10 protein-coding genes are annotated in these 12,335 nt (G+C 67.6%); 3 read left to right on the forward strand and 7 right to left on the reverse strand.

Going from position 1 to position 12,335, the window contains the following annotated elements:
• Positions 1-209: 209 nt before the first annotated feature.
• From ACCQ04_RS19740 to glyQ, 3 genes are all read right to left on the reverse strand, one after another.
• Positions 210-1,799 carry a tetratricopeptide repeat-containing sulfotransferase family protein gene (locus ACCQ04_RS19740; RefSeq protein ID WP_226427876.1) on the reverse strand — a complete coding sequence of 530 codons (1,590 nt, stop codon included), beginning with the start codon at positions 1,797-1,799 and terminating at the stop codon, positions 210-212.
• On the reverse strand, positions 1,799-4,036 hold the full coding sequence (gene glyS, locus ACCQ04_RS19745) for a glycine--tRNA ligase subunit beta (protein ID WP_226427875.1): 2,238 nt from the start codon (positions 4,034-4,036) through the stop codon (positions 1,799-1,801). Before glyS ends, ACCQ04_RS19740 begins: the two co-directional genes overlap by 1 nt.
• A 290-nt stretch (positions 4,037-4,326) precedes the next feature.
• Complete coding sequence (glyQ, locus tag ACCQ04_RS19750) at positions 4,327-5,235, reverse strand: glycine--tRNA ligase subunit alpha (protein WP_039513568.1); 909 nt, start codon at positions 5,233-5,235, stop codon at positions 4,327-4,329.
• Positions 5,236-5,325: 90 nt separating this feature from the next.
• On the opposite strand from glyQ, the gene ACCQ04_RS19755 reads away from it, so the two are divergent.
• From ACCQ04_RS19755 to ACCQ04_RS19765, 3 genes are all read left to right on the forward strand, one after another.
• On the forward strand, positions 5,326-7,140 hold the full coding sequence (locus tag ACCQ04_RS19755) for a GspE/PulE family protein (RefSeq protein WP_054591723.1): 1,815 nt from the start codon (positions 5,326-5,328) through the stop codon (positions 7,138-7,140).
• A 538-nt stretch (positions 7,141-7,678) separates the two neighbouring features.
• On the forward strand, positions 7,679-8,443 hold the full coding sequence (locus ACCQ04_RS19760) for a glutamine amidotransferase (protein ID WP_016904252.1): 765 nt from the start codon (positions 7,679-7,681) through the stop codon (positions 8,441-8,443).
• A 45-nt stretch (positions 8,444-8,488) separates the two neighbouring features.
• A complete protein-coding gene (locus tag ACCQ04_RS19765) occupies positions 8,489-9,388 on the forward strand; it encodes a BPSS1780 family membrane protein (RefSeq protein WP_016904253.1) in 900 nt (299 codons plus the stop codon).
• 266 nt (positions 9,389-9,654) lie between these two features.
• On the opposite strand, the gene tatC is transcribed toward ACCQ04_RS19765, so the two are convergent.
• The 4 genes from tatC to ACCQ04_RS19785 form a co-directional block, all read right to left on the reverse strand.
• A complete protein-coding gene (tatC, locus tag ACCQ04_RS19770; protein WP_016904254.1) occupies positions 9,655-10,392 on the reverse strand; it encodes a twin-arginine translocase subunit TatC in 738 nt (245 codons plus the stop codon).
• Positions 10,389-11,021, reverse strand: a complete 633-nt coding sequence (gene tatB, locus ACCQ04_RS19775; protein ID WP_226427874.1) for a Sec-independent protein translocase protein TatB — start codon at positions 11,019-11,021, stop codon at positions 10,389-10,391. Before tatB ends, tatC begins: the two co-directional genes overlap by 4 nt.
• A 15-nt stretch (positions 11,022-11,036) precedes the next feature.
• Positions 11,037-11,264 carry a Sec-independent protein translocase subunit TatA gene (gene tatA / locus ACCQ04_RS19780; protein ID WP_016904256.1) on the reverse strand — a complete coding sequence of 76 codons (228 nt, stop codon included), beginning with the start codon at positions 11,262-11,264 and terminating at the stop codon, positions 11,037-11,039.
• Positions 11,265-11,337: 73 nt separating this feature from the next.
• Complete coding sequence (locus ACCQ04_RS19785; RefSeq protein ID WP_016904257.1) at positions 11,338-12,240, reverse strand: lipid-binding SYLF domain-containing protein; 903 nt, start codon at positions 12,238-12,240, stop codon at positions 11,338-11,340.
• Positions 12,241-12,335: the final 95 nt, after the last annotated feature.

Raw genomic sequence — 12,335 nt, forward strand, 5'->3', positions numbered from 1 at the left:
AACGGCAGCCACGTGGCTGCCGTTGGCGTTTTGAGACAAGCGTTTTGAGACAAGCGTTTTTGGATCGAGCGCTTGGGGATCGCCGCTGCTGCGAGTGGGCGAACTTGGAGTGGCCAGACACGACGAGGCTGGCGACACCCAGGCGTTTTCGATTGCGGGCATAGCGCATACATCGCGGCGGCGTCTCCGCGTCGTTTCGCTGGCCGTTGTCAGCGTGCGTCGGTCTGGATCAGGCCGGCATGCAACAAGGCCTGCCGCAGCGGCTCCAGCTGCGCGGCGTAGCGCCGCCATTCTTCAACGTTGCGCCCATGCACGCCTTCGCGCACCTGCACGCTGCTCAGCGTGGCCGACGCGGCCGCATTGCGGGTGATATCGATCTGCCCGGGCTCGATCTGCAACCCGCAGCGCGCCATCAACTGCTGCAATACCGCGGATGGATCGCGCACCATCTGCGCATAGTCCACATCGACCACCCGGCCCGGCAATGCCGCGCGCCATTGCGCCATCAGGGCGTGATACGCCTGATAGTGGCGCGCCAGCGTGTGCAGGTCGTAGCTGTAGGCGTAGGAGTCGCCGAACAGTGCGCGGTAATTGGAGAAGCACACCGCCATCGGCTCGCGTACCAGATGCACGATCAATGCCCCCGGCAAGGCACGGGCAATCGCGCCGATCGCCACTGCGTTGGCCGGTAACTTGTCGATGTACCAGCGTGCCGTTCCGGCCCGCCATTGCGTCTGTTCCAGGTAACGCGCGCCGATCTGCGCGTAGTCCAGCGTCGGCAAGGCCTGCAGCAGCCGCGCATCCAGCAGGCTGCGACCGGCCTGGTCGGCGCCCCAGCGCAGTTGATGGCCGAAGTCGTTCAACTCGCCAGCCGACACGATCTGGGAATGATTGCCCAGCATCCGCTCCAGCACCGTGGTACCCGAGCGCGGCAAACCGAGCACGAAGATCGGTTGCGGGCCGTGCGCGACGGTGGCTTGCTGCGCGGCGAACAGGCCCTGGTCGGCCAGCGCACCCAGCTGCGCGTACAACGCCGCCTCGGCGTCGGCGTCATGACGCAGGCGTGCATGCATCACCGCGTTGCCGTGCTGTAGCGCGTCCCAGGCGGCCCCGGTCTGGCCGAGGTCTTCCAGCTCCTTGTACAGCGCGAACGCCAGCCCGGCGCGATCTTCGCTGTCGGGCTTGGCGAGCTGCAATTGCCGACGCAGTTGCGCCACATGGTTGCTGCTGGCGCTCTGCCGGCGCAGGCGCGCACGCGTCAACGCCGCGCGGCCATAGCCGGGCGTGTGCGCCAGCGCATGCTCCAGCGCCTGCGCCGCTTCATTGAGGCGACCATTGAACTGCAACTGCACCGCAAGGAAAAAACGGAAATCCGGTCCATCGAATCCGCAGGCCTGCGCGCGCTGCATCATCGCCAGTGCGTCGACATGTTCGCCCAGGGATTGATGCACGTGCGCGAGCAGGGCCAAGGTCGCGCCGTCCCGGCACCGCATCACCGACGAGTGACGCAGCAAGGCATGCAGTGCGCGATGCTCGCCGACGCGCAGCAAGGCCTGCGCCACCCGGCAACGCATCGTCACGTCGTCGCCCAGATCGCCTGCCGCCAGCCGCAGCTGCACAACCGCCTCGCGCATCCTGCCGTTGGCCAGCACGATGCCGGCCAGCAGCACGCGGGCCGCCACATGCGCCGGCTCCACCTCCAGCAGCGCCTGCAACGCAGACGCCGCCACAGCCAGGTCGCGGCGTGCCAACGCGGCCTGCGCGGTCTGCCAGTGCACCGCGCCGGCGGACGCAGCCATCAGCTGGACAGATGCTCGATGGCGGCGACGCTGCCGAGGCGGTCGCCGAGCTTCTTCAGCAGGGCCAGACGATTGGCGCGCAATTGCGCGTCTTCGGCATTGACCATCACGCCATCGAAGAACGCGTCCACCTGTGGGCGCAACCGCGCCAGGCGCGCGAGCACGGCGACGTAATCGTGCCGGTGCAGCGCATCGCCGGTATCGCCGATGGCCGCTTCCACCGCTTCGGCCAGGGCTTCTTCGGCCGGTTCGCGCAGCAGGCTGGTGTCGATATCGCCGGGGATCTCGCCCTCGACCTTGCGCAGGATGTTGCGGATGCGCTTGTTGGCGGCGGCCAGGGCTTCGGCTTCGGGCAGCGTGGCGAAGATGCCGATCGCATCTATGCGGCGGTCGAAGTCGTAGAGGGAGCCGTGGGTCGCGCCCAGGTGCGCTCCTACGAGCCCTGTAGGAGCGCCCTCGGGCGCGACCGAGAACAGTGCGGCGACCGCGTTGAAGTGGGTGGCAGGAACGCCCTTGTCTGCGTAGTAGCCGCGTAGGCGGTCGAGGATGAAGTCAAAAATCTCTGCATCTTGAGCCGCCTGCGCCAACGCGGTGTGTGCGTCCTTTTCAACAGATGGCGGCAGGGCAGCACCGGCATCTTTTGCTTTGGTGATCGCAGTTTCTGTCTTGAGTAATTGTCTGGCACTTGCTTGGACATTGATCTGATTTCTAGCCTCTACAAGCAGCTCTTTCAAATCCAGATCAAACCCACTCTCAATCACCGTCCGCGCCAGCCCCAGGGCATTGCGCCGCAGCGCGAACGGGTCCTTGTTGCCGGTCGGCTTCAAACCGGCCGCAAAGCCACCGGCCAAGGTATCCAGCCGTTCGGCAATCGCCAGCACCTTGCCCAGCGGCGACAGTGCGATGTCGTCGCCGGCAAACCGCGGCTGGTAGGCCTCGTCGATGGCCAGCGAAATCTCGCTCGGCTCACCGGCGGCCTTGGCGTAATGACGCCCTGCAATGCCCTGCAGCTCCGGGAATTCGTTGACCATGCGCGATTGCAGGTCGTTCTTGGCCAGCTCCGCAGCGCGACGCGCCTGCGCCGGATCGGCGCCCACCTGCGGCGCGATCGCCTCGGCCAGCGCCGCCACACGCGCGGTCTTGTCGGCCACCGTGCCCAGCTTGGCCTGGTAGGTCACGCTGGCCAGGCCCGCACCCATCGCCTCCAGGCCCTGCTTGAGGTCCTCGTCGAAGAAGAACTTGGCATCGGCAAAGCGCGGACGGATCACCCGCTCGTAGCCCTTGGCGACTTCAGCCACGTCCTTGGAGACGATATTGGCGATGCCGATGAACTGCTCGGTCAACTTGCCGCCGTCGTCCAGTACCGGGAAGAATTTCTGGTTGATCTCCATGGTTTCGATCAGCGCTTCCTGCGGCACCGCCAGGAAGTCGCGCTCGAAGCTGCACAGCACCGCCGACGGCCATTCGACCAGGTTGACCACCTGCTCCAGGTTGTCGTCGCTGATGCGTGCGCTGCCGCCGGCCTGCCTGGCGGCGGCTTCGACCTCTTCGACGATGCGCGCACGGCGTGCGTCCGCATCCACCAGCACATGCGCCGCGCGCAAGGCCTCGATGTAATCGCCCGGTGCCGCCAGCGACACCTCGCCCTGATGCATGAAGCGGTGCCCGCGGCTGAGGCGATCGCCACGCACGCCCAGCAGCTCGGCCGGAACCACGCTGTCGCCGAACAGCAGCACCAGCCATTGCACCGGCCGCGCGAAGGCGTATTCGTGCGCGCCCCAGCGCATCGGCTTGGGGATCGGCATCGCGGCGATGGCTTCGCGCAGAATGTCGGGCAGCAGGTCGGCGGTGCGCGCGCCCGGCGTCACCGCGCGGTGCACGAAGCGCTCGCCCTTGGCGTCGCTGGTGCGCTCCAGCGCGGTCCAGTCGATCCCGGCCTTGGCGGCGAAACCGGCCAGCGCCTTGGTCGGCTTGCCCTCGGCATCCAGCGCGATGTTGAGATACGGACCCAGCACCTCGGAGCGCTGCTCGGGCTGCTCGGTGGCCACGCCCGGCAGCAGCACCGCCAGGCGGCGTGGTGTGGACAGCGGCTTGGCATCGCCCCGGGTGACCGCGACGCCGCGCTTTTCCAGACCGTGCAGCACGCCATCGAAGAAAGCCTGCGCCAGACCCGGCAGCGCCTTGACCGGCAGCTCTTCGGTGCCCAGTTCGATCAGCAGGGGAAGTTGTTCGCTCATAAGACGTGGACCTTTACGTGTTCCCTTCTCCGGTCGGGAGAAGGTGCCCCGAAGGGGCGGATGAGGGTACGGGCGAAGCTCTGTGGAGTTTGGGTGCAGGAGGGCTGCGCCCCGTCCCCTCACCCCTCTCCCGGGGGGGAGAGGGGTCTGCTGGTCACTTCTCCCACTGGGAGAAGGTGCCCCGAAGGGGCGGATGAGGGTACCGGCGAAGCTCTGTGGAGTCTGGGTGCAGGAGGACTGCGCCTCCGTCCCCTCACCCCAACCCCTCTCCCGGGGGAGAGGGGCTTTGGTTACTTCTTTACTCCGGGAAAGCCAAGCTTCTCGCGTTGTGCGTAATACGCCTGCGCCACGCCCTGCGCCAGCGCGCGCACGCGCAGGATGTAGCGCTGGCGTTCGGTCACGCTGATCGCGCGGCGCGCATCCAGCAGGTTGAACGCATGGCTGGCCTTGGTGACCTGCTCGTAGGCCGGCAGCGGCAGGCCGACCTCGACCAGGTGCCTGGCTTCGGCTTCGCAGGCGTCGAAGCGATGGAACAGCTCGGCCACGTTGGCATGCTCGAAGTTGTAGGCGCTCTGCTCGACCTCGTTCTGGTGATAGACATCGCCGTAGCTCACCGGCGTGCCGTCCGGGCCGTAGGTCCACACCAGGTCGTAGACGTTGTCGCAGCTCTGCAGGTACATGCACAGCCGTTCCAGCCCGTAGGTGATCTCGCCCAGCACCGGCTTGCACTCCAGTCCGCCGGCCTGCTGGAAGTAGGTGAACTGGGTGACTTCCATGCCGTTGAGCCAGACTTCCCAGCCCAAGCCCCAGGCGCCGAGCGTCGGCGATTCCCAGTTGTCCTCGACAAAGCGCAGGTCGTGCACCAGCGGATCGATGCCCAAGGCCTTGAGCGACCCCAGGTACAGGTCCTGGATGTTGTCCGGGTTGGGCTTCATCGCCACCTGGTACTGGTAATAGCGCTGCAGGCGGTTGGGGTTTTCGCCGTAGCGGCCGTCGGTGGGGCGGCGCGAGGGCTGCACGTAGGCCGCATTCCACGGCTCCGGTCCCAGTGCGCGCAGGAAGGTGGCCGGATGGAACGTGCCTGCGCCCACTTCCAGGTCCAGCGGCTGGATCAGCACACAGCCTTGCTCGGCCCAGTACTGGTTGAGGGTCTGGATCAGGCCCTGGAAAGTGATTGGAACGCGCCGGGAATCGGACATGCAGCAAAGGCCGTGCGGAAGGGGTGCGCTAGTATACCGGCCGACCCGCAGCGCTTTGCCGCGGAGCACCGCCGCAGGGGAACATCGAACATGGAACAGCGGCGTACGGCCGATCCAGACAGCGCAGCGGCGATCCTGCCGCGCGGCCGGTTGATGTTCGACCCGGTGGCTGCCGCGTTGCTCGCCGATGGCATGGTGGTGCCGCACGAACACGAGCGCGTGCAGTTCTCCGCCGCCGGCGTACGCAATGCCAGCGAGGTGCATCCGCTGGTGCTGCTGGCCAATCTCAAGCTGCATGCCGCGCAGCCGCCGGCCGGCGAACTCGGGCTGGAACGGCTGACCGAATGGCTGGCCACCCGCACCGGCCTGCGTTATCTGCGCATCGATCCCACCCGCATCGATGTGGCCGCGGTCACCGGTGTGGTCTCGCATGCGTATGCGCGCCGCCACCGCATCCTGCCGCTGGCGCTGGATGCCGAGCGCGTGCTGATCGCCACCAGCGAGCCGCTGGCGCTGGAATGGCTGGCCGACGTGCAGCATCTGAGCCGGCGTCGCATCGAGCTGGCACTGATCAACCCGCTGGACCTGCATCGCTACACGATGGAGTTCTTCGGCGTGACCCAGTCGGTGCGCGGCGCGCGCGGCGATGTGCGCAGCGCCGAACCGGGTGCCGGCCTGCCCAGTTTCGAGCAGCTGGTGGAACTGGGCCGCGCCGGCGACGTCAATGCCGACGACCACCACATCGTGCATATCGTCGACTGGCTGCTGCAGTACGCCTACGAACAGCGGGCCAGCGACATCCATCTGGAGCCGCGTCGCGAGGCAGGGCGCATGCGCTTCCGCATCGATGGGGTGCTGCACAAGGTGCTGGAAGTACCACCGTCGGTGATGACCGCGGTGGTCAGCCGCATCAAGGTGCTCGGCCGCATGGACCTGGCCGAACGTCGCCGCCCGCAGGACGGCCGCATCAAGACCCGGTCGCCGGGTGGGCGCGAGGTGGAAATGCGCCTGTCCACGATGCCCACCGCGTTCGGCGAGAAGTGCGTGATGCGCATCTTCGACCCGGATTCGGCGTTCAAGAGCATCGAGCAGCTCGGCTTCAGCCCGGAAGAGGCCGCCGGCTGGAGCGCGCTGGTCGAGCGCCCGCACGGCATCGTGCTGGTCACCGGCCCGACCGGCTCGGGCAAGACCACCACGCTGTACTCCACGCTCAAGCGTCTGGCCACGCCGGACGTGAACGTATGCAGCGTGGAGGACCCGATCGAAATGATCGCGCCCGAGTTCAACCAGATGCAGGTACAGCAGAACATCGACCTGGATTTCGCCAGCGGCGTGCGCACGCTGCTGCGCCAGGACCCGGACATCATCATGATCGGCGAGATCCGCGACCTGGAGACCGCGCAGATGGCGGTGCAGGCCTCGCTCACCGGGCATCTGGTGCTGTCGACGCTGCACACCAACGACGCCGCCTCGGCGATCACCCGTCTGCTGGACCTGGGCGTGCCGCATTACCTGGTGGCGTCCACGCTCAACGGCGTGCTGGCGCAGCGGCTGGTGCGCACCCTGTGCGTGCACTGCAAGCGCCCGCATACGCTCAGCGACGACGAGTGGGCGGCGATCCGCGAGCCGGGCGAAGCGCTGCCGCAGGTGCTGAACGTACACGCGCCGGTCGGCTGCCTGGAATGCCGCCGCACCGGTTACCTGGGCCGTGTCGGCCTGTACGAGTTGCTGCCGGTGAGCCCGCGCCTGCGCAGCCTGATCCGCGCCGACACCGACCTGGCCAGCTTCAGCCACGCCGCGCGTGGCGAGGGCCTGCGCACGCTTCGGCGCACCGGCCTGGAGAAGGTCGCCGCCGGGCTGACCACGGTGGAAGAGGTGTTGTCGGTGTTGCCGCCGCGCGACTAGGCGGATCGCCTGGGACGTGCACGGTTATCGGCACAGGCGCCCCTCATCCCAATCCTTACTCCGCACCCCGGCCCGCGTTTGCGACGCGGGCGCTCCAAGACACGCGCGCAAGTGGCACGCAAGCCATGCCCTCTCGCTCGGCGGGAGAGGGGCTCGCTCCGTTCTTCCACCGTTTGCTCCCGTCTTCCATCGGGAGAAGTGCCCGAAGGGCGCACGAGGGTACGTCGGCACGCACATTGCGCCATTGGCAGGGGCTCGGCATCGCCATTGACCAGGTACACGGCACGGCCGAGTACAACCAGATCAGCGGCGCACGATCACCGCGGCAACCGAGTCGGCAACCGACGTGGCACAAACCATCTCCAGCCATCGCTGCTCTTACATCCACACGGCGCAAGTAACCAGCGCCCCGCCCCCAGCCATCAGCACATAGCCATCCGGAATAACCTTAGCTGCATGCGTTGGCACGCCACTTGAAAAAAACCGCCTGGAGCTGCCTACAATCGGGCACATCAGTCGCTGCTGGATTTCCGTCCGCATGTCCGCCTTGCCGTTCCTGATCATCGAAACCGGGCATCCCGTGCCGGAGATGAAGCGATACGGCCGTTTTCGGCACTGGATCCGCGTCGCGGCCGGGCTGGCCGAGCATGAGACCGTCGCCGTCGATGTCGCCAACGGCGGCCGCCTGCCCGACCGCGACGGCTTTGCCGGCACCATCGTCAGCGGCTCGGCCGCCTACGTCACCGACCGCGCCGACTGGAGCGAACGCAGTGCCGCCTGGCTGCGCGATGCCGCCCACCAGGGCATGCCACTGCTCGGCATCTGCTACGGGCACCAGCTGCTGGCGCACGCGCTGGGTGGCGAAGTCGACTACAACCCGGCCGGGCGCGAGTCCGGCACCATCGCGCTGGAATTGCACCCGCCGGCCGAGCAGGACCCGTTGTTTGCCGGCCTGCCGGCGCATTTCCCGGCGCACGCCACCCACATGCAAACCGTGGTGCGCGCCCCGGACGGGGCCATCGTGCTGGCGCATTCGCGGCAGGACCGTTGCCATGCCTTCCGCTGGGGGCAGGCCACCTGGGGCGTGCAGTTCCACCCCGAGTTCGCCACCCACCACATGCGCGGCTATGTGCAGGCGCGCGCCGAGTGCATTGCCCGCCACGGGCACTGCGCCCGCACGGTCGCCCGCGAGGTCACCGCCGCGCCGATCGCCCGCAAGCTGCTGCGCCGGTTCGTGCATCACGCACGCGGCCTGCAAACAGTGACCACTCATCCCGCCGCACACACGCAAAAGCAGCGATAATCGCGTCACGCCGGATGGTCCGGTGCGTATCGATCCGGAATGGGAATGAGCGAAATCCGCAAGGTGCCGGCGTCTGCCGGCGCAGAATGGCTGTTGACCGGTTTCTCGCTGTTGAAGCGGGCGCCGCTGGCGCTTGGCTCGCTGGGGGTGATCTGGAGCGTGGCGGCCACCCTGGTGGTGTCGCTGTCGGTGCTGGTACCGCTGCTGGGCCCGGCCCTGCAGTTCCTGCTGGTGCTGGCCGGCCCGCTGTTCATGGGCGGCCTGCTGTGGGCGATCCGCGAGGTTGACGAAGGCCGCATCGCCAAGCCGTCGCATCTGCTGCACGGCCTGCAGGACGGCCGCGCGCCGCATCTGCTGGTGTCGCTGCTGCCGCAGCTGATCGCCGGCCTGCTGCTGGGCGTGCTGCTGCTGGTGATGATCGGCGCCAGCGGGCTGCAGCAGTTGTCCGAGGTGATGATCAAGATCAACCAGATCAGCCAGTCCGGCGCGCAGCCGGACCCGGTGCAGATCGAGCAACTGGCCGCCAGCCTGCCGGCCGGCCGCATCCTGCTGTGGCTGCTGCTGACCATCGCCACCTTCGCGGCGATGACGCTGGCGCTGTTCGTGATGCCGCCGCAGGTGATGTTCGACCGCAGCACCGGCGGCCATGCGCTGCGCGAGAGCCTGCGCGCCAGCCTGCACAACCTGCCGGCGATGCTGGTGTTCTTCGTGCTGGCCTTCATCGCCATCTTCGCGATCTATTTCGCGGTGATGATCGTGGCGCTGATCGTCGGCCTGGTGGCCGGGCAGACCGTGGCGATGTGGCTGGCCCAGCTGCTGCTGATGGCGGTATTGATGCCGGTATTCGCCGGCTCGGTGTACGCCGCCTGGAAGCAGATGTTCACCCACGCAGGCGCAACCGCGCAGCCCACGGCGCCGTCGCGCCCGGATGTGTTCGCCGCCTGATCGCCTTGACCGGCGATGTGCTGACAACAAACCCTGATCCGTAGGAGCGCACCCGGGCGCGATGAAGCTTCCCCGGGGACGCCCTCGCTCGCGCCAACGTGTTCGCCGCCTGACCATCCCACCCCGTAGGAGCGCGCCTGGGCGCGACGAAGCCTTCCACGGGAGAGCCCCAGTCGCGCCCGGGTGCGCTCCTACGGGCGTGATTGCATTCGGGTGATGCCGGGTTGCGCGCCTGCATGTCGGCGCGCCTCACCGCGGCGAGTGCGCTAGGCGGGCTTCGGCCCCACCGCGCGCGAGGCGATGATGCCCAGCTCGTAGAGCAGGCACATCGGGATGGCCAGCATCAGCTGCGAGACCACGTCCGGCGGGGTGAGCACTGCGGCCAGGATGAAGATGCCGACGATGGCATAGCCGCGGCCTTCGCTCAGCTGCTTGGGGCTGACCCAGCCCAGCAGCACCAGGATCACCAGCGCCACCGGCAATTCGAAACTCGCACCGAAGGCGAAGAAGATCGCCAGCACGAAATCAAGATAGGAATTGGCGTCCGGGGTAATGGCGATCACGTCCGGCTTGAACGTGGTCAAAAAGTGGAACACCGCCGGCAACACCAGAAAATACGCGAACGCGCAGCCGATGTAGAACAGCGCCACCGCCGAGGCCAGCAACGGGAATGCGAGTTTCTTTTCGCGCTGGTACAGGCCCGGCGCCACGAAGGCCCAGGCCTGGTACAGCAGCCACGGCACGCTGACGAACACCGCCACGAAAAAGGTCAGCTTGAGCGGTGCGAAGAACGCGCCGGCCGGGTTCATCGCGATCATCGTCTGCCCCAGCGGCAGCTGCGAAATCAGCGGCGCGGCCAGCCACGAATAGATCGCACGCGAGAACGGCAGCAACGCCAGCAGCACCACGCCCAGGCCGATCAGGGCGCGCACCAGGCGCGCGCGCAATTCGACCAGATGCTCGATCAGACTGCTTTCGGCCTGTGCGTCGTCGAACAGGCTCACGGCTGTTTCTCCTGGATCTTGTGTGGCGCGGTCGGCTCGCTCGGCGCTTTCAGCGTGCTCGGCTCCAGCGGCGTGGCGGTGGCCGGCGCCTGCGCGCCGGTGCTGCTGAGATGCGCGGCATGCGGCGCCGGCACCACGGTGTCGTGCGGGGCCGGTACCAAGGTTTGATGGGGCGCCGGCGCAATCGGCTGGGCCTGGGCAATGACCGGTGCGGCCTCATGGTCGGCCGCATCCGCAGCGCCCGCTGCCGACACGGCAGTCGCCCCGGGCGGCAGATCCGCATGCGCCAACTCCAGCGGCGTCGCCACCGGTGTGGCCGGGCTGCGGATATCGATATCGCGCCCCACCTCGTCGTGCAGCGCGCGGGCGCCCTGCTCCAGATGCTGCTGCTTGGTGCGCAGCTGGTCTTCGGCTTCGCGCAGCGAGGCCTGCACATCCTGCAGGCTGCGCTTGAGCTCTTCGGCTTCCAGCTCGCGCTCCAGCTCCTGCTTGACCGAATCCCACTGCATGCGCGCGCGGCGCACCCACAGTCCGGCAAACCGGGCCGCCTTGGGCAGGCGCTCGGGACCGAGCACCACCAGGGCGACGATCGCAATCAGCGTCAGTTCGCCAACACCTATGTCAAACACCGACGCCGCTCCGGATCAACGCGCGTCGCGATCGCGCTCGGCCTGCGCCTCACGTGCCTGCTCGGCCGTGCGGGTGTCGTCCCCGAGCTTGCCGGCCGGCTTGTCGTCGTCGTGCATGCCTTTCTTGAATTCCTTGACCGCGCTGCCGAGATCCTTGGCACCGCTGGTGAGCCGCTTGGTACCGAACACCAGCAACACGATCACCAGCACGATCAGCCAGTGCCAAATGCTGAAACCGCCCATGATCTGCTCGCTTGCTGAAGAAGAAGGAAGACGCAGGATACCCCAGCGCACCGCGCAGGGGGATGACAGCCTGTCAGCGGTTGCCGTCCAGCGATTCGGTACGGATTTCGCCATCGGACACCGGCTGGAAGCCCTGCTGCGGCGGTGGCGTCGTGCTGGGCTGCATCGGCACGGTGCTGGCCTCGTTCACCGCTGGCGGCGGCGTGGTGGTCGCCTGGGCCGGCGGCGGCGTTGCCGGACGCGGCGCGCTGGCCCCATCGTCGGCGCTGCCATCGGTACCGCGATTGGCGCGTGCGGTGTAGGTCGCCTCTTCCAGGCGGTCGCGGAAGGCGATCACGTCGGTGGAGGCACGCTCGTTGGTGCGGCCTTCGAAGATCATGCGCGGGGTGGCGCCGCCACCGTAGGCGTTGAGGTCGGCGGCATCGTCGATCTGCAGCACCGCACCGTCCAGCGCCACGCCGGCGAACAGGCCACGGGCACGCGACCACGACCAGATTTCGGCCTTGAGCTGGCCGTCGGTGGCGGCGGCGGCATTGCGGCCGACCGGGCCGGCGGCCACGCCGGCATCGGCACCGAGGGTGAACTTGCCGTTGACGATGTTGTCCAGGCTGCGGTCGTTGCGGAACACCAGCACCACGTCGGAGGACTGCACGCCGGCCTGGAAGCCGATGCTGCCGCCGGTGAGCTTGACGAACACCGGCTGCGACCAGCTGCCATCGGCATTCTTCATCGACATCAGGCCGTGCCCGCGCCGGCCGCCGATCACCAGCCCGGCCTTGAGCGTGTCGGGGATGACCACGATGGCGCGCGCCTCGTCGAGCAGCTTGTCCGGGATCGCCTGCTCGGGGATCTTCATGATCTCGTTGAGCACGCGCACCGCGTTACGCGCGCGCTGGTCCTCTTCCGGGCCGGCGACGGCATGGCCGGCGGCGAAGGTCAGCGACAACAACAGGGCCAGGCGCGACAGACGAGGCATGACAAGCTCCAGAGGACAATCCGTCAAAGATAGCAATGGCGCGACGTTAGTGGTGGCGCAATGAATCGGTGGTGAGCGCAGCCAGGCGGCAGAGG

The sequence above is a fragment of the Xanthomonas sp. NCPPB 2866 genome (genome assembly GCF_041475745.2).
In the GTDB taxonomy this organism is placed as follows: Bacteria; Pseudomonadota; Gammaproteobacteria; order Xanthomonadales; family Xanthomonadaceae; genus Xanthomonas; species Xanthomonas arboricola.